This is a genomic window from Frigoribacterium endophyticum (assembly GCF_011759585.1).
GTDB classification, from domain to species: Bacteria; Actinomycetota; Actinomycetes; order Actinomycetales; family Microbacteriaceae; genus Frigoribacterium; species Frigoribacterium endophyticum.
Genome location: NZ_JAAOYV010000001.1, coordinates 212,622 through 237,260 on the forward strand (window position 1 = coordinate 212,622; position 24,639 = coordinate 237,260).

Sequence of the window (24,639 nt, forward strand, 5' to 3'; positions counted from 1 at the left end):
GGTGTCCTTCCGGGACGGGTGCTGGGGCCCGGCTCGACGCTCCGGGAGGGCGTGCTCGGGAGCACGCCGCGTCGGAGGGGTGCTCGTGATCGGAGCGACCCGTGGTCGGCCTTAGGTGAGCCTTACCTTAGCAGTGGCCCCGCCGCGATCGGCAAGCCGGTCGTTCGGCGTCGAGTGATCGTCACCCTCTGCTGTCGGGGGTGCCGGGTAGACAAGGGGGCGATGACTCCCTCGCCGCTGCTCGACGTCCGTCGCATCTACGCCGAGCCCGAGGCGGCGGCGTCGCCCCGCGGGCAGGAGATCATCGGGCGCTGGCCCGAGGCCACCGTCGTGCCGGTCGAGTCGCACTGGCGGATCCCCGAGGTGCACGGCGACGAGGCGAACGTGCGCCGGTGGGTGCGCATCAAGACCGAGGCCCTCGTGCTCGGCGTCAAGAAGAGCGTCGTCACCCGGCCGAACGGGCGCTCGGCCGACTTCATCGCCCCGTCGCTGGCGAACGGCTGCGCGATGGCCTGCGTCTACTGCTACGTGCCGCGGCGCAAGGGCTACAGCAACCCGGTCACGCTCTTCACGAACGTCGAGCAGATCTCGCGGCACCTCGCGCGCCACGTGCAGAAGCAGGGCCCGAAGACCGAGCCGAACCAGTGCGACCCCGAGGCGTGGGTCTACGACATCGGCGAGAACAGCGACTGCTCGGTCGACGCGCTGCTCGCCGAGAACGTGCGCGACGTCTGCGAGCTCTTCCGCATGACGCCGACGGCCAAGGCGTCGTTCGCCACCAAGTACGTCAACCGCGACCTGCTCGACTGGGACCCCCAGGGCCGGTCGCGCATCCGCTTCTCGCTGATGCCGGCGGAGGTCGCCAAGGTCACCGACCTCCGGACGAGCCCGATGAGCGAGCGGATCGCGGCGGTGAACGACTTCGTCGCGGCGGGGTGGGAGGTGCACCTCAACTTCTCGCCGGTCATCATGACGCCGGGGTGGCTCGACGACTGGCGCGAGCTGCTGCGGGAGGTCGACGACGTGCTGTCGCCGGCGGCGAAGGAGCAGGCCGCGGCGGAGATGATCTTCCTGACGCACAACGCCGCCCTGCACGAGGTGAACGAGCGCTGGCACCCGAAGGGCGAGGAGCTGATCTGGCGCCCCGACCTCCAGGAGGTCAAGACCTCCGAGAACGGGGCGGAGAACCTGCGCTACCGGTACGACCTCAAGGCGCAGGGGGTCGCCGCCCTCACGGCGCTCGTCGCCGAGGTCGCGCCGTGGTGCCGCATCCGGTACGCCTTCTGACGGGGGAGGTACCCTTGTCGTCGTGTCCGCCTCCTTGTGCTCCTCGTCGTGCCGTCGTGCGCGCGTGCGGGCGCAGGCGTTCCCCAACCGCCTGGTGCTGACGAAGCGCACGTGTGGCACGAACGGATGGATGAGCCTCTGGGGCAGCAACGCCCACGGCGAGATCGCCGGCTGCCCGCCGCCAGCGGCGTAGACCTGCGGGCCCCGAGCCCGGCAGGTCGCCCCCGACCCGTCACCGCTCGACTCGACCCCTCTAGGACACCGTGCCCGACTCCGCCACGCCCGCCCCCGCCTCCTCGACGCCGCCCTCGCCCTCGGCCGCGCCCGCCTCCCGGGCCCAGCGCCTCTCGCGCTTCGTCAGCCGTGACACCACGGGCGGCCTGCTGCTGCTCGGGGCGACCGTGCTCGCCCTGGTCATCGCGAACAGCCCGGCCGGCTCGTTCTACGCGCAGGTCCGTGACACCACCTTCGGCCCGGAGGCGCTGCACCTCCACCTCAGCGTCGGCACCTGGGCCGCCGACGGCCTGCTCGCGATCTTCTTCTTCGTCGTCGGCCTCGAGCTCAAGCAGGAGTTCGTCGCCGGCTCGCTGCGCGACCCCCGCGTCGCCACCCTGCCGATCGCCGCGGCCGTGGGCGGGGTCGCCCTGCCGGCGCTGATCTTCACCGCCATCAACATCGGGGCGGGGCCCGACGCGCTGCAGGGCTGGGCCATCCCCGCCGCCACCGACATCGCCTTCGCGGTGGCCGTCGTCGCGGTCGTGGGCAAGCGGCTGCCGCCGGCGCTCCGCACCTTCCTGCTCACCCTGGCCGTGGTGGACGACCTCATCGCCATCACGATCATCGCGATCTTCTACACGGCGGGCATCGCGGTCGTGCCGCTCCTGCTCGCCCTGCTGCCGCTCGCCGCGTTCGCCGTGCTCGTGCGCCGCGGGGTCCGCTCGTGGTGGCTGCTCATCCCGCTCGGCGTCGTCGCGTGGGCCCTCGTGCACGCGTCGGGCATCCACGCCACGATCGCGGGCGTCGCGCTGGGCCTCCTGGTGCCGGCGATCGCCACCCGGCGGGCCGGCGTGACGCACGTCGACGCCGACGGCCACGAGGAGCGCCACGCGCTCACGCACCACTTCGCCGAGCGCTGGAGCCCGATCTCGTCGGGCGTCGCCGTGCCGATCTTCGCGTTCTTCTCGGCGGGCGTCTCGGTGGGCGGCTTCTCGGGCCTCACCGAGTCGCTCGGCGACAGCGTCGCGATCGGCATCGTGGTCGCCCTCGTGGTGGGCAAGTCGGTCGGCATCACCGGGGCCTCGCTGCTGGTGACGCGCCTGCCCGGCATCAAGCTCGACCCGAGCCTCCGCTGGCCCGACGTCGTCGGCCTGTCGCTCGTCGCGGGCATCGGGTTCACCGTCTCGCTGCTCGTCGGCGAGCTGGCCTACGGCACCGGCAGCGAGCAGGACGACGTGGTCAAGGTCGGCGTGCTCGTCGGCTCGCTCATCTCGGCCGTGCTCGGCGGCGTCGTGCTGTCGGCGCGCGGCCGCTGGCACGAGCGCCACCGGACCGAGCAGGGCGTCACCGCCCCGTAGCCTGGCCCGATGAACGAGCGCGACGACGACGTCCGCCGCCGGATGGCGGCCCACGAGCTGTACACCGACGGGGGCCCGGGCCTGGAGGGCCTCGCCGAGCGGCGCGTGCGCGGCAAGGAGCTCGCGCACGACTACAACGCGACGCGGCCGCGGGAGACCGAGCGCCGCCGCGAGATCCTCCACGAGATGCTCGGCTCGGTCGGCGCCGGCGTCTGGGTCGAGCCCCCGCTGCACGTGGCCTACGGCGACAACGTCGTGCTCGGCGACGAGGTCTACGTGAACTTCGGCCTGACCGTGGTCGACGACGTGGCCGTCGTGGTCGGCGACCGGGTGATGATCGCGCCGAACGTGACCATCAGCACCACCGGGCACCCGGTGCACCCCGAGGTGCGGCGCGACGGCAGCCAGTTCTCGGCGCCGGTCCACCTCGGCGACGACGTCTGGGTCGGCGCGGGCGCGGTCATCCTGCCCGGCGTGACGGTCGGCGCCGGCTCGGTCGTCGCGGCCGGGGCCGTCGTGACGGCCCACGTGCCGCCGATGGTCGTCGTCGGGGGAGTGCCGGCGCGGGTCCTCCGTGAGGTCACCGACGCCGACCGCGACCACCGCTGGCGCGAGCCGCGCTCGCTCTGAGGCCGGCAGCCCTGGGGAGCAGGGCTGCCGAGGAGTCGCGGGTCGGGCCTCAGGCGCCGGCCGGCAGCGGGGCGCGGAACCAGTCGAGCAGCGACCGGACCGACGGCTCGAGGTCCGGGCGCGAGCGCGCGACGTCGAGCGAGGCGCCCGACACGTCGGCGTAGCCCGGGATCTCGTCGACGAGGGTGTCGGTCGTGGCGCGGTAGCCCATCGTCCACGCGCCGAAGCGGCGCTCGTCGATGGTCTCGCGGAGCAGGACGTCGAGGTCGGTGTGGCGGGGGTCGGCGGCGATGAGCGCGTAGCGCTGCTGGACGGCCTCCTCGGGCCCCTCGAGCACCTGGACGAACCGGCCCTGCTTGTGCATGAGGAAGCCGGAGAGACCCAGGCGACGGTTGTTGGCGCGGCTGTTCATCAGCAGGGTGGCGAGGTCGCCGTCCGAGAACGGGGTGCGGGCGGCACTGGTGTAGACGAGCGAGAGCACGGGGTCCTTCCGAGAGAGGTGCTCACCGAGCCTGCCCCATCCCGGCACCCGGTGCCACACCCCGATCTGGGGCGTGCCAGGGGGCGTGAGGACCGGTGTTCCCCGCCGTTCCGCGGCCCTACTCGTGCTAGCTTCGCGGAACCTGGGAGCACGACCGTCGTACGACAGCGCCGGCGGGGCCCCTGATGAAGGACCCGACCCGATGCACCCGTCGTCACCCCGATCTGCGCGCCTGCGTGCCCTCGTGGCCGCCACGGCGCTGACCGCCGCCGCGGCGGCCGTCCTCCTCGGCGCCCCCGTGCCGGCGAGCGCCGCCGAGCCCACGGGGACGCTGCGGGGCAGCATCTCCTTCGTGGGTGCGCCAGCCCCGCCGGAGGGCTCGATCATCGTGACCCTCTCCTCCGACGAGGCGGGGACGAGGACGGTGAGGGCCGACGCGCGGGGCGAGTGGGCAGCCAGTGGCCTGACCCTGTCGAAGCTGGGTGCGCGGATCAAGGTCGGCTACGCCGACACGTCGGGGGTCTTCGCCCCGGTGTGGTGGAACGGCCCCGGTGCCGTCGACCCCTGGGCCCTGACCCAGGAGGCGGGGTGGGGGGTGCACGTGACGGCGGACGACCCCGAGGAGGCCGTGCACGTCGACCTCCCGGCGGGTGCCTTCGTCACCGGCAGGGTCGTCCGGGCCACGCCCGACCCGCCCGCCGCGCCGGGCACGGTCCCCCCGCTGCGCCCCAACGAGCTGACGGTCGCGTACGGCACCTACTGGCGACAGAACCCCTCGGACGTCGGCACGTCCTACCACGACTTCGAGCGCGACACCGCCGCCGACGGCACCTTCACCCTGGGGCCGCTGCCCCCGGTCAAGTACCAGATCTCGGCCCGCGGTGGCTTCGTCGGAGCGTCGGCGAGCGACCCGAACCGCCGGGTGTCGTTGCAGCTCGCTCCGGGCGAGCACCGAGACACCGGCACGACCACGACGTTCCGCGCCGCCTCGGTGTCGGCGGCGACGGCGTGCGCGGCGTGTGACGACGTGTTCATGAAGCTGGTCACCGACGAGGGCACCGTCATCCCCCAGGCGGTGCAGGGGGCCTGGTCCCCGCTGCCCGACCGGGTGCACCTCGAGGCCTGGCGCCAGCCGGGTGAGCGAGCGTCGCAGCTGATCTGGTCCGGCGACGCGACCGAGCTCCGGGAGGGGCAGACGGTCGTGCTGCCCGCCGACTACGGCGGGACGAGGGCCGGTGAGCTGATCAAGAAGCCCGGTCGACCGGACGTCTCCGTGGTCGTCGGCCGGGAGCAGTTCCTGCCCCTCTCGTCCTTCGGTGCGGCCGTCGACCTCGGGCTCGGCCGCAGCGTGCGGACGGTGAGCCAGGAGGCGCGGCTCGTGCCCGACAACGGGCAGCCCGGACCGCCTCCGCTCCAGCAGCGCATCGACTGCGGCGACGAGACCTACTTCGCGGGCTCCGGGGCGGCCTGGCCGATCGAGCGCTCCCTCGTCGCTGGCCTGCCCGCCACCGTGCTGCGGGCCGACGACGCGCTCTGTGCCGTGCTGCCCCGTGCCACCGGCAACACGACCCGTGCGCTCTTCGTCAAGTCGGCCTCGGACGCGACCATCTGGCAGATCGACGCAGCGGGCGCCAAGCACGCCGTCAGGTCGCTGTCGACCGTCACCCAGCTCAGCGCCCCGGGAGAGGCGCGCTGGCTCGTCGTCGACCCTGCCTTCATCGCCGCCAGGCCGACCGGGACGGACGTCGTGCCGGCCGGTGCACTCGTCAGGACGTCCTCGTCGCCCCGCGTGTACCTCGCGGACGGACAGGGCGGCCTCGTGCCGATCTCCTCGTTCGCCCAGGTCGCCGCCATGGGCCTGTCGACGTCGTGGACGACGGTGCCCGACTCCGTGGTGGCCGCGTCGACGGTCGCGGCCGAGCCGCTGGCCAGCGTCGTCCGCTGCGGCGCCGCCAGCTACCTCGCGGGCTCACGGACCCTCACTCCCGTGGCGTCTGCCCTGGTCGCGGGCCTGGCGTCGACGACGCTGCCGGAGGCGACCTGCGCGCTCCTGCCGCGGGCCGCCTCGGGCCCGACCACCGCCTTGTTCGTCAAGACCGCGGGCTCGCCGGCGCTGTGGATGATCGACGCGACCGGAGCGAGGCGCGCCGTGTCGTCGATGAGCACCGTGACGCAGCGGAACGCCCCCGCGGCCCCGCAGTGGCTGGTCGTCGACGACGCCTTCCTCGACTCCCTGCGGATGGGCCCGGAGGTCCTGCCCGTCGGGGCCTTGGTCAAGACGGCGTCGTCCCCCGTGATCTGGTGGTCCGACGGCGCCGACGGACTCGTCGCGCTGCCGTCGTTCGGGGTCGCGGCCGATCTCGGCTCCTCGTCTTCCTGGCGGGTGGTGCCCGATGCCCTCGTGTCGGCGGCGACGAAGGCCGCCGCGCCGCTCTCCACCGTCCTGCGATGCGGATCGACCACGTCCGCCCCGACGCTGCTCGCCGGCAGCGGCACCTTCTGGTCGGTGTCGCCCGGCCTGCTCACGGGACTGGCCGCGACCACCGTGCCGACCTCGACGTGCGCCGTGCTGCCGCAGCCGGCCGGCCGCTTCGACACCGGCGTCGTCGTGGGGACGCGGACGAGCCCCGTCCTCTGGTCGATCGACGCGGCGGGGACGAAGCACGCCCTGCTCGACATGCGCTCCGTCACGCAGCTCGGCGGTGGCCGCTGGGCGACGGTCGACGCCGGCCTCGTCGCGTCGCTGCCGACGGGGGCCGACGTGCTGCCGCCGGCGGTCCTCGTCAAGACGGCGTCCGAGCCGGCCGTGTACGTGACCGACGGCCTCGGCGGCCTCGTGCCCCTCGCCTCCTTCGACACCGCGGTCGACATGGGGATCCTCCTCGGCCTGCGCACCGTCACGCCTGAGGTCGTGGCAGGAGCGAGCGTGGCCTCGGCGCCCCTGGCCCAGGTGATCAGCTGCGGGAAGGGCGGTGCGTACGCGCTCGCCGGGTCGGGTGGTCTGTCGCAGGTGCCCGCGCCCATGGTGGCGGGGCTGCCGGTCACCGTCCTGCCCGTCTCCACCTGCACCGTGCTGCCGCGGGTGGCGGGCATGAGCCGCGCCGTCCTGGTGAAGGGGGTCACGGACCCGGTCATCTGGTCCCTCGACGCGGCGGGTGCGAAGCACGCTGTCCCGGACGGCGCCGCGCTGGCCCGTGTCACGAGCCCCGACGCACCCGCCTGGGTCACGGTCTCGCGCGGGTTCCTGGAATCCCGACCCACGGGCACGCCCCTCCGGTGACGCGCCGCGGAGGGGAACGGGGGGCGTGACCTCCGACGTCGAGCACGCGTACTCGCGCCGGGCCGCAGAGTACGCCGAGCACCTGGGGTCGATGGCGTCCGTGCACCCGTCCGACCGCCAGCTGGTGGAGGCCTGGGCCGCCGACGTCGACGGGCCCCTGCTCGACGCCGGGTGCGGGCCCGGGCACTGGACCGCCCACCTCGCCGGGCTCGGCGCCGACGCCCGGGGCGTGGACCGGGTGCCGGCCTTCGTCGAGCACGCCCGCGCCGCCCACCCCGCGGTGCCCTTCTCGGTCGGGAGCGTCGACGCCCTGCCCGACGGGGCGGGGACGCTCGGGGGAGTCCTGGCCTGGTACTCGCTGATCCACCACGAGCCCGCGGCGGTCGGTCGCGCGCTCGCCGAGTTCGCCCGGGCCCTCCGCCCCGGCGGGCGGCTGCTCGTCGGCTTCTTCGTCGGCGCCGACCTGGAGTCGTTCGACCACGCCGTCGTGACCGCCTGGCGCTGGCCGGTCGGCTGGCTCGCCGACGAGCTCAGCGGGGCGGGCTTCGAGGTCGTCGAGACGCACACCCGGACGGGCTCGCCGGAGGGTCCGCGGCCCCACGGCGCGGTGCTGGCCCGCTCGCGGGGCTGAGGCGTCAAGCCGGCGCTCGCCGCGCCTCCCTCACGCTCCGACGGCGGCGACGAACTCGATCTCGACCCGGGCTCCGCGGGGCAGGGCCGCGACCTGGTAGGCGGCCCGGGCCGGCAGGACGCCCCCGGAGAAGACCTCGGCGTACGCCTCGTTCACCGTGGCGAAGTCGGCGATGTCGGCCAGCAGCACCGTGGTCTTGACGACGAGCCGCACGCTCGACCCGGCGGCCTGCAGCACCGCGGCTCCGTTGCGGAGCGCCTGCGCCGCCTCCTCGCGGACCCCGGGCCCGGCGAAGTCGCCGGTCGACGGGTCGATCGGTAGCTGGCCGGAGACGAAGACGAGGTCGCCGACGCGGACGGCCTGTGAGTAAGGACCGATCGCGGCCGGGGCGGCGTCGGTGTGCACGACGTGGAGGGGGTCGGGGCCGAGGGTCATCGTCGTCCTCCCAGGACGCTCAGGGCCGCGTCGAGGGCGGCGGGGGTGGTGGTGGCGTGGACGCTGAAGCGCACGCGGTCGGGACCGTGCACGGTGGCGGTGACGCCGGCGGCGTCGAGCCGCGCTCCGACCGCCGGTGCCTCACCGGGGGCGACGCCCGCGACGACGAGGCCGGCCCGCCGCTCGCGGTCCGTGGGGGACAGGACGGCCACCCCGGCGGCCGTCAGCCGGTCGATCAGGTCGCCGGCCGTGTCGGCCACGAGCGACGCGACCGCCCCGACCCCGACGGACTCGAGCTGCTCCAGTGCCGTGGCCAGGGCTCCCGACGCGAAGGGCGAGCCGTTCGTGACCGAGAGGCGCTGGGCTCCCGGCAGCGGGGCGTGGGGCACGCCGTCGTACCGCGACGCTCCCTCGACGCCCGTCCAGCCGCCGAGCAGCGGGCGCAGCCGGTCGAGGGCCCGGGGCGAGAGCCCGACGAAGCCCGTGCCCCAGCCCGCCCGCAGCCACTTCTGGCCACCGACGACGAGGGCGTCGGCGAGCGACCAGTCGGCGTCGACGACCCCGAAGCCCTGGATGCCGTCGACCACGAGGAGCCGGTCGCCGACCGCCTCCCGGAGGCCGACGAGGTCGGCGACGGTGCCCGTGCGGAAGTCGACGGCGCTCACGGCGACGGCCACGGTGTCGCGCCCGACGGCGTCGGCCACGCGCTCGGGCGTGACCGGCGCGAGCGGCTCACCCGTCACGGGGGGCAGCGGACGCACGGTCGTGAGCCCCGCCTCCTCCGAGCGCCACCACGCGTAGAGGTTCGACGGGAACTCCGCGCTGCTGACCACGACCTCGCCCCGGGGCAGGCCGAACGCGATCTGCATCAGGCCGAGCGACGTGCTGCTGGTGAGCGCGATGCCTCCCCGGTCGAGGCCCGTGAGGCGCGAGACCGCGGCGAGGGCGCGCTCGTCCTCGGCGTGCAGGCCGGTGGACGGCACCCCGGCGCTCGCCGCGGCCGCGAGCTGGCCCATCGTCGCGACGACGTCGCGGGACGGGGGGCCGTAGCTGCCGAAGTTGAGGTAGCCGACCGGCTCGGCGAACGACCCGAGGTAGGCGTCGAGCGCCGAGCCGGGCGTCGGGGCCCCGCCCGGACCGGCCGTCACGACAGCACCCGCTGCAGGAACTGCTTCGTACGGGCCTCGCGCGGGGCGCCGAGCACCTGCTCGACCGGCCCCTGCTCGACGATGCCGCCGTCGGCCATGAAGACGACGCGGTCGGCGACCTCGCGCGCGAACTGGATCTCGTGCGTCACGACCAGCATCGTCATGCCGTCCCGGGCCAGGTCGCCCATGACCTTCAGCACCTCGCCCACGAGCTCGGGGTCGAGGGCCGACGTCGGCTCGTCGAAGAGCAGGAAGAGGGGCTTCATGGCGACGGCACGAGCGATGGCGACCCGCTGCCGCTGCCCGCCGGAGAGCTGCCCGGGGTAGGCGTCGACCTTGTCGCCGAGGCCCACCCGCTCGAGGATGGCGACGGCCTCCGCCCGTGCCTCCGCAGCCGACCGGCGCTGGACGCGCACGGGCCCCTCGACGACGTTGCCGAGCACGGTGAGGTGCGGGAAGAGGTTGAAGTGCTGGAACACCATGGCCGTGCGGGCCCGTTGCGCCGACAACCGACGCTCGCTCAGCTGGTGCAGCACGCCGTCGCGCAGCTGGAAGCCCATGGGCTCGCCGCCCACCCACACCTCACCGGCGTCGGGCTCCTCGAGGCGGTTGAGCGTTCGCAGGAACGTCGACTTGCCCGCGCCGGAGGGGCCGATGATGCACACCACCTCGCCGCTGCGCACCGTCATCGAGACGTCGCGCAGCACCTCGTGGCTGCCGTAGGACTTGCCGATGCCGATCGCCTCGAGGACGGGCGCTCCCTCGGCGGCGCTGGCCGCGCCTCCGGCGGGCGGGGTGGACGTCGCGGTCACGGGGTGCTCCTCACGAGGGGTGCGCGGCCGAGGTCGGCAGCGATCTTGCGGCGCAGGGCCCGCGCGTTCGGCGGCCCGCCCGGGCGGCGGTCCTGCCGGTCGAAGCTGCGCTCGAGGTGGTACTGGCCGACGCTCGCGACGCTGACGACGACCATGTACCAGATGGCCGCGGCGATGAGGGTCTCCATCACCTGGAGGTTGAACGACGAGATGTTGTTCGCGGCCTTGATCAGCTCGAGGTAGCCGATGACCGAGGCCATCGCCGTGCCCTTGAGCATGTTGATGAAGTCGTTCCCGGTCGGCGGGATGATGATGCGCATCGCCTGCGGCAGCACGATGCGGGCCATCCGCTGCGCGGGGGTCTGCCCGATCGACTGTGCGGCCTCGATCTGGCCGCGGTCGACGCTCTTGAGCCCGGCGCGGACGATCTCGGCCATGTAGGCGCTCTCGTTGAGGGCCAGGCCGAGGAAGGCCGCGACGAACGTGGTCATGACGTCGTTCGTGCTGACGTCGAGGAACACCACGTCGGTGAACGGCACGCCGACGGTCAGCCGCGGGAAGATCAGGGCGAGGTTGTACCAGAGCAGGATCTGCAGCAGGACGGGCAGGCCGCGGAACAGCCAGGTGTAGCCGGCGGCGAACGCCTGCGCGACGGGATTCGCCGAGATGCGCATCAGGGCGATGACGACGCCGATGACGACGGCGCTGACCTGGGCGACCACGGCGAGCACGATGGTGCCGACGAGGCCCTGCAGGATGATCGGCGACACGAGGTAGTACGGGATGTCACCGTAGGCGATGTCGCCCTGCGACGCCCCGTAGGCGAGCGCGACGAGCACCACGACGATCACCGCGGCGCTCACCCACCGCCCCCAGTGCTTCAGGCGCACCTGGGGCAGCAGCTCACGCCCCGCCGAGGAGGCGCGGGCCGGGTCGACCGTGTCGGCCCCGGCCCGCGGCGCGGGCGTCGGCACGCTACTCGCCCCCGTTGACGGTCGCCTCGGCGACGCTGCCCGACGTGATGCCCCAGGCGTCGAGGACCTCGCCGTAGGTGCCGTCGTCGATCAGCGAGTCGAGGGCGGCGGCGATGGCGTCGCGCAGCTCGGGGTCGTCCTTGTTGACGCCGATGCCGTACGGAGCGCCGTCGATGACGTCGCCGGGCACGACCTCGAAGGCCTCGCCGTCCTGTGCGGTCTTCGAGATGTAGACGGCGCTCGGCAGGTCGTTGACGATGGCGTCGATGCGGCCGGTGCGCAGCTGCGTCTGGTTCTGGCTGTCGCTGTCGGTGACGGTGATCTCGAGCGGCTCGTCGCCGTCGGACTCGCACTGCGTGCTCGTCGACTCGGCGAACTCCTGCTGGCTCGTGCCGGTCACGACCGCGATGGTCTTGCCGCAGAGGGCGTCGGGCCCGGTGATGCCGGCCGGGTTGCCCTTCTGGACCATGAGGGTGATGCCCGACGTGAGGTAGTCGACGAAGTCGATGGCCTGCTGGCGCTCTGCGGTGTCGTTCATGGCGGCGATCGTGACGTCGACGCGGCCTGACTGCAGGCTCGTGATGAGCGACCCGAAGTCCTGGTTCTGGTACTCGACGTCGAGCCCGAGCTTCTTGCCGACGGCCGTGATGAGGTCGTGGTCCGAGCCGATCACCGTCGAGCCGTCGGCCGCGTAGAAGTTGTTCGGCGCCGACTGGACGTTCGAGCCGACCGTGAGGGTGCCGGCGTCGGCGATGTCGGTCGGCACCTGGGCGGCGAGGGAGTCGTCGACCTCGACCGCGTCGAGCAGCGCGCTCGTGTCGGGGATGCTCGAGGTCGACGCCGACGAGGCGTCGTCGCTCGCGTCGCCGGGCTGCGGTGCGCTGGGCCCGCCGCACCCGGTGAGAGCGAGCGCCAGGGCGGCGCCGGTGGCGACGGTGCCCCAGAGGGCGGTGCGGGTGCGGGGTCGGGTCATGGTCGAGCCTTTCGTGAACGTCGTCGGTCATCGGAAGCTAGCCGATCTCTCGGCACGATGAGAGAAAATTATCACACTGCGAACGTTTTGTTACATACCGGTAACCTCGGGGCATGACGTCTTCCTCGAGCCCTACCGTGGTCGACCGCAGCCGGGTGCTCCGGGCGGAGTTCGCGCCCTACCTCCCGCTGATGGACTTCCTCGCCGAACTGCTCGGCCCCCGCACCGAGGTGGTGCTCCACGACACGAGCGACCTCGGCCGGTCGATCGTCGCCCTCACGAACGGCCACGTCAGCGGGCGCACCGTCGGCGGCCCCGCGACGGACCTCGTGCTCAAGGTGCTGCAGAACCACGAGCACGACGACCGTGACTACCTCGCGAACTACCTCGCCGAGTCACGCACGGGCGGGACCTTCCGGTCGTCGACCTTCTTCATCCGCGACGAGGCGGGGGGAGTGGTCGGCATGCTCTGCCTCAACATCGACGACGAGCCGCTCACCCGGGCCCGAGACCTGCTCGCCGCCATCACGGCCACGACGGGCCTCGTGAAGGGCGCCTCCGAGGGAGGCACGCCCGGGGCGCCGGAGAGGCCCGCGGCGGTGGCCGAGCGGCTGAGCACGACCGTCGACGAGCTCGCGCTCGACGGCGTCGCGCGGATCGTCGCGGCCCGTGGCGTCGACCCGCAGCGGATGACGCCGGAGGAGAAGGTCTCGGCCGTCCGCGACGTGGAGCGAGCCGGCGTCTTCCTGCTCAAGGGGGGCGTCGCCCAGGTCGCCGAGGCCCTGCACGTGTCGGAGCCCACGGTCTACCGGTACCTCAAGCAGGTCCGCCGCGCCTCCTCGTAGGCTCCCGGCCGGCCGTGCCCGGGCGCGGGCGCGGGCGCGGGATCGTGACCCACAGGTCGACCTCGTCGTCGACGTCGAGCCCGAGGGCGGCGGCCGTCTCGTCGGTCGTCAGGGCGACCACGGTCACGGCCGTGTCGGAGTCGGGGCCTCCGCTCCGCACGACGATGCGGCTCGACCGCACCGGCTCGAGGTGACGGGCGACCTCGTCGAGGAGGCCGTCGAGGTCGGCGGGCGCGATGTCGTCGAGGCCGCCGTCGTCGAGCACCTGCACGAGCGCGCCGCGGCGACGGTGCGCCGAGACGGTCGCCCGCACCGCGTCGTTGAGGAGCCCGCGGCCCCGGATCTCGTCGCGCAGCGCCTGCTCGAGCACGCGGCACTCGGCCCGCGCGGCCTCGTCGAGCTCGCCGGCCGCGTCGACGATGCGCTGGAGCACCGGGGCGGCGGTCCGCCGGGCGTGCCGTAGCCGGTGGCGCCCCTCGGCGTGGAAGGCGTCGAGCTCGGCGTGCTCCGTCGTCAGCGCGTGGTGCGTGCGCGCGGCCACGTCCGCCGCGGCGCTGACGCGGCGGACGGCGCGGTGCATCAGGAGGCCGGCGACGACGATGACGATCTCCGCCGCCAGGCCGAGCCGGAGCACCCCGTACGGGCCGGCCCACACGGCGATCTGGACGACGAGGACCCCCACCGCGACGAGGGGCGGCCCGCGGCGGCCCGCCATCCACCCCATCACCGCGCCGGCCAGGACCCCGCAGGTGTACCGGGCGATCGACACGCAGTCGAAGGTCGCCGGGTCGAGCCCGATCGTCGCCACGGCGCAGAGCAGGCAGCCGACCGCGGTGGTGCCCCACGCGGCCGCGTCCGACATCGTGCCGGCGCGGGCTCCGCGGAGGAGCGTGGGCAGGATGAGCAGGCCGAGCAGCGACGCGACGACGGAGCCGTAGGCCCTCGTGACGATCAGGGCGTCGAGGGAGGCCACGAGCACCGCGACCAGGATGAGGGCGCCGAGGGCCTGGTAGAGCCGGCGGCGGGGGATCAGCTCGAGCAGGTCGCGGCCCGGCCGACGCCCGGGCCGGGAGCCCGCCGTCCCCGGGCGCCACTCCAGCGTGACGACGGTCCCCTCGCCGGGCGCCGAGACGACGTCGGCGGTGCCCCCGACGGCGGCCACGCGCTCGAGGACGGAGACGCGGACCCCCAGCCGCTCCGCCGGCACGCCGGCCGTGTCGAAGCCGACGCCGTCGTCCGAGACCGTCACGCGCACGCCCCCGCCCGCCAGCGGCACGGCGACGGCCGCGCGCACCACTGCCGCACTGGCCGCCGTCCCGCCTGCGTGCCGCACGCTGTTCGAGAGCGCCTGCACGGTGGCCCCGACCAGGGCGTCCGCGACGTCGTGGGGGAGGCGGACGTCGCGCGCCGGGGCCAGGTCGAGTCGGGCGAGCCCGCGGAACGCCGACAGCTCGCCCTCCGCGGCCGACACCGCCTCCCCGACGGTGAGCGACGGGCGCGCGGCCGAGGGGCGGTCGTCGGGCGCGGCGAGGATGTCGAGGGAGGACCGGGCCATCGCCGCGGCACGGCCGGAGGAGCCGCCCGCGGCGGCGGCGAGGAGGGCGGCGAGCACGGTGTCGTGCAGCACGGCGTCGGTGTGCGACCTCTCGGCCTCCGTCGCGACGCGCCGCTCGTGGCGCTCGACGAGGACGCGGGCCCGGCGCTCGACGTCGTCGGCCCGGTCGGCGCTCGCCCGCAGCGCCCGGACGCCGAGGACGAGGGCGCCGGCCAGGAGGCCGAGCCCGATCAGGTCGACGAGGGTGTGGGTCGCCGTGGACCGACCGGCGTAGACGCAGGCCAGCGCGAGGTCCAGGCCCGCGCAGATCGCGGCGGCCCGCACCGGGCTCGGCTCCGCGACCGCGGTGCAGCTGAAGGCGATCAGCGACAGCCCCAGGAGCCACGGCGTCGACCCGGCGGGGAGGGCGTCGCGCAGGGTGAAGGGCTCGACGACGAGGAGCCCGACGTAGGCGACCACGGGCAGCCAGAGGCCCGTGTGCACCGGGCCGGGGTGCCGCAGGAGCGCGAGCGGCAGAGCCGCGACCATCGAGACGGCGAGGGAGAGCGACAGGACGAGCAGCGCGGGCCCGACGGCGTGGTGGTCCGTCGCCCAGGTCGGCAGGGCCAGGAGCACGAACAGCAGAGCCGCGACGGAGAGGGTCGCGGCCATGCCGCGCTCCACGCCGCGACGGAGGGGGCCGGCGTCCCGGCGGTCGGGCCGGTCCGCGGCGGGAGGCCCCGGCGACGCCGACTCCGTGCCCCTGGCCAGCTCGCCAGCCAGGTCGACGGAGCTCGTGGTCATGCCGTCACGGTATTTCTGCCCGTCAGGTGTGGTCGACACCCCCGAACGGGCCAGTGCGCATCCTGGATGACGGGCCACCGGGTGCGCCGAGCGCGCCGCGACCGCCCCGCGCCGCGACGACGGCGACGACCGCCACGGCGGCGCCCGCGACGGCCCACGCCGCGACCGCGACCGCGCCCGCCGGGTGGACCACCGACTGCCCCAGCGACGCCTGCACGGCGAGCAGGACGGTCGCCGCCCCGTACGCGACCGCCGCCACCAGCACCAGCCGGAGCTGGACGACCGGCGACGCCAGCAGCGGCACCCGCCGCCCGAGCGCGCCGAGCAGCAGCGCCGCGAGCGGCAGGGCCTGGAGGGCGTGCATGCCGACGAAGTGGGCGACGCGGTAGTCGCCGCCGACCGTGCTCCACCCGAGCAGGGCCAGCCCCGGCCCGCCGTCGACGACGCCCACGGCGTGGGCCCCGACGATGCCCGTCGGGCTTGCGATCTGGGCCCCGGTCGGCCCGGTCATGAGGAAGGCCACGCCGATCCCGCCGAGGGCGATCAGGGCGCCCGCCCGGACGGCGGCCGTGAGGGCCGGCGTGGGGAAGCGCAGGCCGACGAGCATCAGCGACGTCACGAAGGTGCAGAGGTACATGACCGTGATCGCGACGGCCATGGCGCCCCAGACGACGACGTGCAGGCCGTCCGAGACGTTGAAGTGGCTCGTCGTGCCGGTGGCGACCGCCCAGACGATGAGCACCTGCTCGACGAGGAGCGTCGCGGCGATCACCGTGCCGAGGCGCCCGGCGAGCACCCGGCGGCGCGGCAGGTGCGCGATCAGCCACGCCCACGTCACCGCGTAGAGGCCGATCGAGAGCGAGAACTTGAGCGGCTTGGCCCAGGCGGGCGCCCCGAGGATCGTCCGCGGGTCGGCCACGAGCCCGACGACGCAGGCCACGGCGCACACGCCCATCACGGCGGCCAGCGCCATGAGCGGAGGGTGCCAGGCGACGGCCCGGCGCAGCCCGGCGCTCACGAGCGTCGGTCGTCCTGGTCGGCGACCGGGAAGAGGTCGTGCGTGACGTCCTCGTGCGCGAGGCGGCGCAGGCCGGCGAAGAGCGGGTCGCCGAGCACGGTGCCCACGACCATCAGCTCCGCGACGTCGTCGCGGTCGTGCCGGCCGCCCAGCGCCTCCACGTCCGCCCGGGCGGCCGTGGCCGCGGCCGCCAGGTACGCCTGCAGGTAGTCGTCGGTGGGCTCGAAGTCGATCGTGGCCAGCCCGTCGAGGGCGCGGGCGGCGGCGTCGAGCCCGGGGTTCTCGTCGGTCGTCGCCCAGCCGGCGGCGCTCGTCAGCGCGGCCACGCGCTCGCGGGCCGCGGGGCTCGGCGCGGCGTCGTGCGCCCGGGGCGAGCTCATCGCGTGCTGGGCCGCGGCGAACGCCTCGGCCAGCGGGGCGTCGTCGGCGTCGAGGGCGGCGAGGACGCCCTTCGTGGCCGCGACCGAGAGGCCCCCGACCTCGAGCAGGGCCCGGACGAGGCGCACCCGCCGCACGTGCCGGTCGTCGTACGAGGTCTGGTTCGGGGCCGTCTTCTCGCCCGGGGGCAGCAGCCCCTCACGTTGGTAGTACTTGACCGCCGTGAGCGGTGTGGTCGCCTCCTGGGCGAGTTCGGATATGCGCACTATCGGAGAGTACTGCTATCCATTCGTGAGGCACAAGGGGAAGCGACCCCTGTCGACGACGAGGAGGCGCGGTGCAGGTCTCCCCGCACCGCGCCTCCCGCAGGCTCCTCGCGCCTACTTCGTCAGCGGACCGTAGAGCGCCGGCGACGTGCGGGCGTGGGTCGCCTGCTCGAACGCGTAGCCGAGGCCGATCAGGGTCGACTCGTCGTAGTCGCGGCCGAGGAACTCGAGGTTGACGCCCGCGCCCGTGACGGTCGCGTCGACCGCGATCGCCTGGCCCATCGGCACCGTCACGGCCGGCATGCCCGTGTTGGGGCTGAGGCGCATGTTCGTGCTGAACGAGTTGTAGGCGACCGCCGAGGGGTAGATCAGGGCGTCGAGGTCGCCCCCGTCGAGCATGCCCGTGACGAGCTGCTGGCCCGCGGCGATCTGCGTCGTGTGCGACCCGGTCGGGCCGGCCCAGGCCTGGTACTGCGCCTCGGTCACCGCGGCGCGCGCCGTGTAGATGCTGGCCCGCGACTGGACGTAGCGGCCCGACGCCTGGATCTCGGGGATCGTCCGCGCCGTGACCTCGGGGGCGAGGTGGTCGCGCGTGTAGGCGGCGAGGTCGTGCGCGAACTCGTTCGTGCTGCCGCTCGACTCGGAGAGCACCCGGGCGAACCCGGCGGGCGGCGTGACCGCGACGACGGTCGCGCCCTGGGCCCGGAGGGTCGCCAGCGACGCGGCGAAGAGCCGCTGCGTCGTCGCGTCGGTGCTGACCATCGAGGCGACGTAGCCGATCCGGGTGCCCTCGAGCGCCGTCGGGTCGAGCGCGGCCGTGTACGAGGTCGGCACGCGGCCCTGCTGCTCAGCGGTGACGGGGTCGCTCGCGTCGACGCCCGTGACCGCGTCGAGCGCGATCGCGGCGTCGGTGACGCTGCGGGCGAGGGGGCCGCCGGTGTCCTGGCTGAGGGCCAGCGGCACGATGCCGGTGCGGCTGGTGAGCCCCACCGTGGGCCGGACGCCGACGAGCTGGTTGTACGACGACGGGATGCGGATCGAGCCGCCCGTGTCGGTGCCGAAGCCGATGCCCGCGAGGTTCGCGGCGATCGCCGCGCCCGTGCCGCCGCTCGAGCCGCCGGCGGTGCGGCTCGTCACGTACGGGCTGGCGACGAGGGTCGTCTGCCCGGCGGGCTGGCCCGCGGTGTACTCCGAGGCGAAGCCGTAGGCGAACTCGTCGAGGCTGGCCTTGGCGAGGATCACAGCGCCGGCGTCGCGGAGCCCCGCGACCATGGTCGCGTCGTCGTCGGTCTGGTTCGCGTCCCAGCAGCCGCAGCCGGCCGTGGTCGGCATGTCGAGGGTGTCGTAGTTGTCCTTCACGGCGATCGGCACGCCGAGCAGCATGCTCGTCATGCCCTGCGAGGCCCGGGTGGCGTCCGCCGCGGCGGCCGCGGCGAGGGCCTCGTCGTTCGTCGTGATGATCGAGTGCAACGGGCGCCCGTCGGCGGCCGGGTCGACCTTCGCGGTGTCGTACGCCGCGATGCGGGCCAGGTAGTCGGCGGTGAGGTCGACCGAGCTGACGACCCCGGCGTTCATCGCGGCCTGCATGTCGACGGCGCTGGCCTCGACGAGCTGGAACTCGCCGTCGTCGTAGATCGCGCGCTGCGACACCGCGGCGACGTCGGCCACGGTGATCACGCCGTCGGCGTCGACGTCGGCGGTGGCGACGGCGTCGAACTCGGCGGAGGGCGACGTGGCGCCGAGGGCGGCGGAGACCAGCTCGAGGTCGGCCGCGGTGACCTGGTCGTCGCCCGTCAGGTCGAGCTCCGTGTAGTACGGCGCGAGGAACGCCGCGACGGGCGCGTCGTCGGCGGCGGCGCCGGGCGCGACGACCAGCCCGCCGACGGCGAGGGCCGAGATGATCGAGGTCGCGGCGACCGTGGCGGTGCGTCGGCGAGTGGTCATGGCGGGCAGTCTCCGGGGTGAGGGCGACGAGGGCGTCGCGGGGGCGAGGGGAGCGTGGGAGTCGCGGGCCGGCAGCCCGGTCCGGTCGCGGGCGCTCATCGGGTCGCCGCCGCACGGCGACGGAGGGCGACCGCGGCCATGACGAGCAGGCCCAGCACGAGCAGCCCGGCTCCGCCGGCCACGAGGGGCCAGCTGTCGGAGCCGGTGAACGCGAGGTCGTCGCGCGAGCCGGTGGCGGTCGGGCGGCCGGCGGCCGCGCCCGTGACGGGAGCGGTGGCGGTGGGGCTGGCCGAGGGCGCGGGCGCGCCGGCCGTCGGGCTGGCGGACGGCTGCGGGGCCACCGGTGCGGCGGCCACCGCGACGACGGCGGAGGCCGTCGGCGTGACCACGAGGCTGCTGCCGTCGGCGCCGATCAGCTCGACCGAGTCGAGCGACACGGCGGCGCTGCCCGCGGCGACCGCGGTGAACTGCAGGTCGACGGTGAGGTCGCCGGTCAGGGCCGGGGAGCTGCCGAGCCGCGTGTGCAGGATCGAGAGCGACCCGTCGGCCACCTGGACGTCGTCGAAGCCGCCGCTCGGGGAGGTGGCGCTGTCGGCGACGTAGTCGAGGGCGACGTCGTCGAAACCGACCTCGAGGTCGTACGCGTAGACGTCGGCGGTGCCGGTGAGCACGACCGAGACGTCGACGACGTCGCCGACCGTGGCGGTCGCGGGGGCCGTCACGGTGGCCGAGGCCAGGACGGGGGCGGCGGAGGCGGGGGAGGCGCCGAGCGCGACCGCGGCGAGGGCCAGGGCGACGGCCGTCGCGGAGCTGCGGGCGCGCGGGAGGCGCCGACGGAGGGGCTTCATCGGGAGGGAGTCCTTCTCATGGGGAGGAGCGGCGGAGGGTGGTGTGCAGGAGGCTCGAACGGTATCCAGGGCGTGTTTCCGGCTCACGCCCAGGTCCGTTTCGAGTTCGTTACGTCTGCCTGCAGCCCGTTCCGCCGCTCGGCGTTGTGCGCCTCCATCCGGCCTGTCACCATGAGCGCGGGCGGCACGCCCCCTTCAGGCAGGAGACGACATGGCCGACGACGGCTTCACGAAGGAGGAGCGCGCCGCGATGAAGCAGCGCGCCGCCGAGCTGCGGGTCGAGGCGAAGCGGCAGAAGCTCGCCGACAAGGCCGCGGCGGAGGAGGCCGACGCGCTCGCCGCGATCGCCGCCATGACGGACGTCGAGCGGCCGATCGCGCAGATGGTGCACGAGATCGTCGCCGAGCACGCCCCGAGCCTGCGTCCCAAGACCTGGTACGGGTTCCCCGCCTACGCGCGGGAGGACGGCAAGGCCGTCGTCTTCTTCCAGCCCGGCGCCAAGTTCGGCACGCGGTACTCGACCCTCGGGTTCCAGGACGGCGCGCAGCTCGACGACGGGGTGATGTGGCCCACGGCGTACGCCGTCACGGGCGTCGACGACGCGACCCGCGCCTCCCTCGGGGCCCTGGTCCGACGCGCCGCCGGCGACTGACCGGCGCGCGCCGGCGCCCCGGCGGCGACCGGGTCAGACGCTGTCGGGGTCGAGGTTGATCGTGTTGCCGTAGATCAGGTACTGCTGGTCGCCGGTGACGAGCAGGCCGGCGTTGAGGTAGATGAGCGCCGCGGGCGTGATGCCGAAGCGTGCGGCGACGGCGTCGATCGTGTCGCCCGCCGCGACGAGGTAGCCGCGCGGGCCGCCCGCGGGCGTCGACGACACGACGGTGCCGGTGGCGAGGTCGGCGGAGCCCGAGTCGGCGACGACGATGTTCGTCTGCCGGTCGGGCACCGACCACCTGACGGGCGTCACGGCGAGCACCTTCTCGGGGCCGATCTCGACGGGCAGGTCGGCTCCGTCGGTGGCGGCGGAGTAGGTGACCAGCGTGCCGAGGTAGCCGGGCGTGCTCGTGCCGAGCAGGGTCGAGGTGGCGAGGGCGGGCTCCGTCGTGGGGCCGCCGAGCTGCAGGTCGCCCGGGCCGTGCGCCGTGAGGCCGTCGCCGACGCTCGGCGCGATCTCGATCAGGGTCGCGCCGACCGGCACCGGCAGCGTCGAGGTGAAGCCGGAGTACTCCATCGAGAAGGTGTCGTCGCCGTTCGCGGTCGCCCGCCAGTGGTAGGCGACGCTGCCCTTCGGCGAGCGGACGTCGCCCTCGGAGACGACCGTGCCTGCGGCGACCGGCGTGACGAACGGGGCCGGGACGGCGGGGTCGGCCGGCGGCGCCGTCGCGGGGCGCGGGGTCGGCGAGCCGGTGGCGGTCGCGACGGTCGGCGTGGGCGAGGACGTGCTGGGCGCGACGGCCTGGGCGGTGCGCGTGGCGGTGCTGACGGGCGTCGGCTCGGCCTCGCCGGGCCAGAGGGCCCAGCCGACCGCGCCGATGGCGATCGTCGCGACCGCGACGACTCCGCCGACGATCGCGATCACGCGGCCGCGGCCGCGCGGCGGTGCCTCGGTGCCCGTGGCGGTGCTGCCCGTGGTGGTGCTGGCGGCGCTGCCGGTGTCGGAGCCCCCGGCGTCGGTGCCGTCGCTCCTGGTGGTGCTGTCGTCCATCTGTCGTTCCCCCTCGGGCCAGCCTAGGGGGGTCAGCCTGCGGGGCGCGAGCGGCGCCGCCCCCTGCACCCGCCCCGCACCGCAGCAGCGCCGTCGCTCGCGCCTGCGCCCGCCCGGCGCAAGCCCCCGTCGCACATCGGACGAGGCGGGGCGCACGGCGGAGCGGAGCCGTAGAGTTGGCCCCGGTCCGTCACGCGACGGCGCGTCTCCCGCGGGCCGTACCGCTCATCCGCTCCAGGAGGACCACCCGTGACCGAATCCGTTCCCGTCGACCCCACCTCGACCGAGGCGTGGCAGCAGCTCGCCCGCATCGCCGACGGCTTCTCGCCCGACCTCCGTGCCTGGTTCGACGCCGAGGCCGACCGCGCCGAGCGCCTCACCTTCCAGGCCGCCGACCTCACCGTCGACCTCTCCAAGGGCCTCGTCACCGACGAGGTCCTCCAGCACCTCCTCCAGGTCGCCACCGACGCCGGCGTCGCCGAGCGCTACCAGGCCATGATCTCGGGCGAGCACATCAACGTCACGGAAGACCGCGCCGTGCTGCACACCGCCCTGCGCCGCCCGAAGGAGGGCGCCGAGCTCGTCCCCGCGGCCGGCTTCGTCGTCGACGGCCAGGACGTCGACGCCGACGTCCACGCCACGCTCGACAAGGTCTACGCCTTCGCCGAGAAGGTCCGCTCCGGCGAGTGGGTCGGCGTCACCGGCAAGCGCATCGAGACCGTCGTCAACATCGGCATCGGCGGCTCCGACCTCGGCCCGGTCATGGTCTACGAGGCGCTGAAGCCCTACGTGCAGGAGGGCCTCGAGGTCCGCTTCGTCTCCAACATCGACCCCACCGACGTCTCCGAGAAGACCGTCGGCCTCGACCCCGAGACCACCCTCTTCATCGTCGCGTCGAAGACCTTCGGCACGCTCGAGACCCTCACCAACGCGCGTCTCGCCCGTGACTGGCTCTGGCGCGGCCTCGCCGCCGCCGGTGCCCTCGACGACACCGACGAGGCCCGCACGGGCGCCGTGGCGAAGCACTTCGTCGCCGTCTCGACCGCCCTCGAGAAGGTCGCCGCGTTCGGGATCGACCCCGAGAACGCGTTCGGCTTCTGGGACTGGGTCGGCGGCCGCTACTCCGTCGACTCCGCCATCGGCACCTCGGTCGTCATCGCGATCGGCCCCGACGCCTGGCGCGAGTTCCTCGCCGGCTTCCACGCCCTCGACGAGCACATGCGCACCGCTCCGCTCGGGCAGAACGTGCCCGTGCTGATGGGCCTGCTCAACGTCTGGTACTCGAACTTCCTCGGCGCGCAGAGCCACGCCGTGCTGCCCTACTCGCAGTACCTGCACCGCTTCCCCGCCTACCTCCAGCAGCTCACGATGGAGTCGAACGGCAAGAGCGTCCGCTGGGACGGCTCGCCCGTCACCACCGACACCGGCGAGGTCTTCTGGGGCGAGCCCGGTACCAACGGCCAGCACGCGTTCTACCAGCTCATCCACCAGGGCACCCGCATCGTGCCCGCCGACTTCATCGCGGTTGCCAACCCGGCGCACCCCCTGAAGGACGAGTCGGGCGACGGCAGCACGGTCGAGCCCGGCCAGGACGTGCACGCGCTCTTCATGGCGAACTTCTTCGCGCAGTCGAAGGCCCTGGCCTTCGGCAAGACGGCCGACGAGGTCCGCGCCGAGGGCACCGCCGAGGCGGTCGTCCCCGCCCGCGTCTTCAGCGGCAACCGCCCGACGACGTCGATCCTCGCCCCGGCGCTGACCCCGAGCGTGCTCGGCCAGCTGATCGCGCTCTACGAGCACATCGTCTTCGTCGAGGGCACGATCTGGGGCATCGACTCGTTCGACCAGTGGGGCGTCGAGCTCGGCAAGCAGCTCGCGCTGCAGATCGCCCCGGCGGTCGACGGCGACGTCGCCGCGCTCGAGGCGCAGGACAGCTCGACCGGCGCGCTGATCGCGAAGTACCTGGAGCTGCGCGACTAGCGAGCGACGAGGTCACCGGGCGAGGGCCCGGGGGAGGCGCGGTGCAGGCTCGACCTGCGCCGCGCCTCCTGCGTCCTGGCCGTGTCGTCGGCCCCGCCGGGCTCAGCCCGCGGTCGGCACGCGCACGGTCAGTGCGTGGTGCGCGACCGTGATGGCGACCTCGCTGACGAGGCCGCGGGGGTCGCCGTCGATCTGGATCTCCTGCGGGGCGGCGAGCTGCACCCGCATCGCCCGCGCCTGGGCGAAGCGCATCGAGCGGGGCCGGGGGCTCCACCGGGTGACGACACGGCCGACGCCGGTGCGGTGCAGCAGGCGGTTGAACGCGAGCCGGTAGCCGATGTACGTCCACCCCGGGCCGCGCCCGGGGCGGAGCACGACCGCGTCGAGCAGCCCGTCGTCGACGACGGCGTCCGGGATCATCAGGATGCCCGCGGTCAGCGTCCCCGAGTTGCCGACGATCACCGTGTGCACGCGGGTCGACACCGGGGGCTCGTCGTCGAGCGCGTACGTCATGTCGAACTGGCGGTTGCCGAAGACGCTCCGCGCGATGGGGTCGGAGTACGCGAGCCAGCCGATCCGGGCCTTGAGCCGGGGGTCGGTGTGCCCGGCCATGTGGGCGTCGACGCCGATGCCGGTCATGACGAGGAAGGCGTGGCTCGTGCTCGTCCCGTCAGGCCGCCCGAGCTGGGCGGTGCCGACGTCGACCGGCCGGTCGCGGCCGCCGAACGCGGTCTCGACCGCCGAGCGCAGCGCGTTGAGCGGCAGGCCCAGCTCCCGGGCGAACAGGTTGCCGGTGCCCGCGGGCACGAGCCCGAGCGGGGTGCCCCGCCCGGCCGCGACCTCGGCCACGGCGCGCAGCGTGCCGTCGCCCCCGGCCACCACGAGGAGTCGCGGGCCGGCCCCCAGCGCCGCCTCGGCCGCCGAGCGCCCGTCGTCGCCCGCGCTCGTCTCGAACCAGGTCGCGGGAGCCCAGCCGAGCCGCTCCTCCTGCTCGGCCACGAGCTGCCGGAGCGCGGCGACGTCGACCTTCACCGGGTTGACCACCACGGCGGCCCTGGCGGGTGTCGGAGCGTCGTGCCGGGGTGGTTCCACAGG

The 24,639-nt window shown here is 74.4% G+C and carries 21 protein-coding genes; 8 read left to right on the plus strand and 13 right to left on the minus strand.

From position 1 onward, the window contains the following. Positions 1-222 precede the first annotated feature (222 nt). The 3 genes from FHR77_RS01100 to FHR77_RS01110 all read left to right on the plus strand — a co-directional run bounded on the left by FHR77_RS01100 (position 223) and on the right by FHR77_RS01110 (position 3,491). The gene (locus FHR77_RS01100) at positions 223-1,287 is read left to right on the plus strand and encodes a spore photoproduct lyase family protein (RefSeq protein ID WP_167258151.1); all 1,065 of its coding nucleotides are present in this window, start codon (positions 223-225) and stop codon (positions 1,285-1,287) included. Positions 1,288-1,550: 263 nt separating this feature from the next. After that, complete coding sequence (nhaA, locus tag FHR77_RS01105) at positions 1,551-2,861, plus strand: Na+/H+ antiporter NhaA (protein WP_167258153.1); 1,311 nt, start codon at positions 1,551-1,553, stop codon at positions 2,859-2,861. Between the two features lie 9 nt (positions 2,862-2,870). After that, entirely contained in the window at positions 2,871-3,491 is a 621-nt protein-coding gene (locus FHR77_RS01110; protein WP_167258155.1) for a maltose acetyltransferase domain-containing protein, read from the plus strand. Between the two features lie 49 nt (positions 3,492-3,540). On the opposite strand, the gene FHR77_RS15740 is transcribed toward FHR77_RS01110, so the two are convergent. Continuing rightward, positions 3,541-3,972, minus strand: coding sequence for a BLUF domain-containing protein (locus FHR77_RS15740; protein ID WP_056052452.1), 432 nt, complete (start codon positions 3,970-3,972; stop codon positions 3,541-3,543). A 202-nt stretch (positions 3,973-4,174) separates the two neighbouring features. Between FHR77_RS15740 and FHR77_RS01120 the strand changes: the two genes are divergently transcribed. Next, on the plus strand, positions 4,175-7,252 hold the full coding sequence (locus tag FHR77_RS01120) for a hypothetical protein (protein ID WP_167258157.1): 3,078 nt from the start codon (positions 4,175-4,177) through the stop codon (positions 7,250-7,252). A gap of 25 nt (positions 7,253-7,277) precedes the next feature. Further along, positions 7,278-7,883 carry a class I SAM-dependent methyltransferase gene (locus tag FHR77_RS01125; protein ID WP_341777170.1) on the plus strand — a complete coding sequence of 202 codons (606 nt, stop codon included), beginning with the start codon at positions 7,278-7,280 and terminating at the stop codon, positions 7,881-7,883. 30 nt (positions 7,884-7,913) lie between these two features. Here FHR77_RS01125 and FHR77_RS01130 read toward each other — a convergent pair whose 3' ends face one another. Genes FHR77_RS01130 through FHR77_RS01150 form a run of 5 tightly spaced genes read right to left on the minus strand, consistent with a single transcriptional unit; the run spans position 7,914 to position 12,225 of the window. Further along, on the minus strand, positions 7,914-8,318 hold the full coding sequence (locus FHR77_RS01130; RefSeq protein ID WP_167258159.1) for a Rid family detoxifying hydrolase: 405 nt from the start codon (positions 8,316-8,318) through the stop codon (positions 7,914-7,916). After that, a complete protein-coding gene (locus FHR77_RS01135; RefSeq protein ID WP_167258161.1) occupies positions 8,315-9,466 on the minus strand; it encodes an aminotransferase class V-fold PLP-dependent enzyme in 1,152 nt (383 codons plus the stop codon). The genes FHR77_RS01130 and FHR77_RS01135 overlap by 4 nt, the downstream gene beginning before the upstream one ends. Further along, positions 9,463-10,278 carry an amino acid ABC transporter ATP-binding protein gene (locus FHR77_RS01140; protein ID WP_341777171.1) on the minus strand — a complete coding sequence of 272 codons (816 nt, stop codon included), beginning with the start codon at positions 10,276-10,278 and terminating at the stop codon, positions 9,463-9,465. The genes FHR77_RS01135 and FHR77_RS01140 overlap by 4 nt, the downstream gene beginning before the upstream one ends. Beyond that, positions 10,275-11,252 carry an ABC transporter permease subunit gene (locus FHR77_RS01145; protein WP_167258163.1) on the minus strand — a complete coding sequence of 326 codons (978 nt, stop codon included), beginning with the start codon at positions 11,250-11,252 and terminating at the stop codon, positions 10,275-10,277. Before FHR77_RS01145 ends, FHR77_RS01140 begins: the two co-directional genes overlap by 4 nt. A gap of 1 nt (position 11,253) precedes the next feature. After that, positions 11,254-12,225 (minus strand): ABC transporter substrate-binding protein, encoded by a 972-nt coding sequence (locus tag FHR77_RS01150; RefSeq protein WP_167258165.1) that lies wholly within the window; start codon positions 12,223-12,225, stop codon positions 11,254-11,256. Positions 12,226-12,338: 113 nt separating this feature from the next. Here FHR77_RS01150 and FHR77_RS01155 point away from each other — a divergent pair, with 113 nt between their 5' ends. Continuing rightward, positions 12,339-13,070 (plus strand): helix-turn-helix transcriptional regulator, encoded by a 732-nt coding sequence (locus tag FHR77_RS01155; RefSeq protein ID WP_167258167.1) that lies wholly within the window; start codon positions 12,339-12,341, stop codon positions 13,068-13,070. Here FHR77_RS01155 and FHR77_RS01160 read toward each other — a convergent pair. The 5 genes from FHR77_RS01160 to FHR77_RS01180 form a co-directional block, all read right to left on the minus strand. Beyond that, entirely contained in the window at positions 13,042-15,408 is a 2,367-nt protein-coding gene (locus FHR77_RS01160) for a sensor histidine kinase (protein WP_167258169.1), read from the minus strand. The genes FHR77_RS01155 and FHR77_RS01160 overlap by 29 nt on opposite strands. A 22-nt stretch (positions 15,409-15,430) precedes the next feature. Beyond that, positions 15,431-16,381 carry a hypothetical protein gene (locus FHR77_RS01165; protein WP_208380383.1) on the minus strand — a complete coding sequence of 317 codons (951 nt, stop codon included), beginning with the start codon at positions 16,379-16,381 and terminating at the stop codon, positions 15,431-15,433. Between the two features lie 41 nt (positions 16,382-16,422). After that, complete coding sequence (locus FHR77_RS01170; RefSeq protein ID WP_167258171.1) at positions 16,423-17,070, minus strand: MerR family transcriptional regulator; 648 nt, start codon at positions 17,068-17,070, stop codon at positions 16,423-16,425. A 114-nt stretch (positions 17,071-17,184) separates the two neighbouring features. Further along, positions 17,185-19,014, minus strand: coding sequence for an amidase family protein (locus FHR77_RS01175; protein WP_167258173.1), 1,830 nt, complete (start codon positions 19,012-19,014; stop codon positions 17,185-17,187). Positions 19,015-19,109: 95 nt separating this feature from the next. Next, the gene (locus FHR77_RS01180; RefSeq protein ID WP_167258175.1) at positions 19,110-19,862 is read right to left on the minus strand and encodes a cohesin domain-containing protein; all 753 of its coding nucleotides are present in this window, start codon (positions 19,860-19,862) and stop codon (positions 19,110-19,112) included. Between the two features lie 211 nt (positions 19,863-20,073). Between FHR77_RS01180 and FHR77_RS01185 the strand changes: the two genes are divergently transcribed. Further along, a complete protein-coding gene (locus tag FHR77_RS01185; protein ID WP_167258177.1) occupies positions 20,074-20,514 on the plus strand; it encodes a hypothetical protein in 441 nt (146 codons plus the stop codon). Positions 20,515-20,547: 33 nt separating this feature from the next. Here the strand turns inward: FHR77_RS01185 and FHR77_RS01190 are convergent, their stop codons facing one another. Further along, on the minus strand, positions 20,548-21,567 hold the full coding sequence (locus tag FHR77_RS01190; RefSeq protein WP_167258179.1) for a LysM peptidoglycan-binding domain-containing protein: 1,020 nt from the start codon (positions 21,565-21,567) through the stop codon (positions 20,548-20,550). A 249-nt stretch (positions 21,568-21,816) separates the two neighbouring features. On the opposite strand from FHR77_RS01190, the gene pgi reads away from it, so the two are divergent. Next, entirely contained in the window at positions 21,817-23,544 is a 1,728-nt protein-coding gene (pgi, locus tag FHR77_RS01195; RefSeq protein ID WP_167258181.1) for a glucose-6-phosphate isomerase, read from the plus strand. 102 nt (positions 23,545-23,646) lie between these two features. On the opposite strand, the gene FHR77_RS01200 is transcribed toward pgi, so the two are convergent. After that, the gene (locus tag FHR77_RS01200) at positions 23,647-24,636 is read right to left on the minus strand and encodes a diacylglycerol/lipid kinase family protein (RefSeq protein WP_341777172.1); all 990 of its coding nucleotides are present in this window, start codon (positions 24,634-24,636) and stop codon (positions 23,647-23,649) included. Between the last annotated feature and the right edge of the window lie 3 nt (positions 24,637-24,639).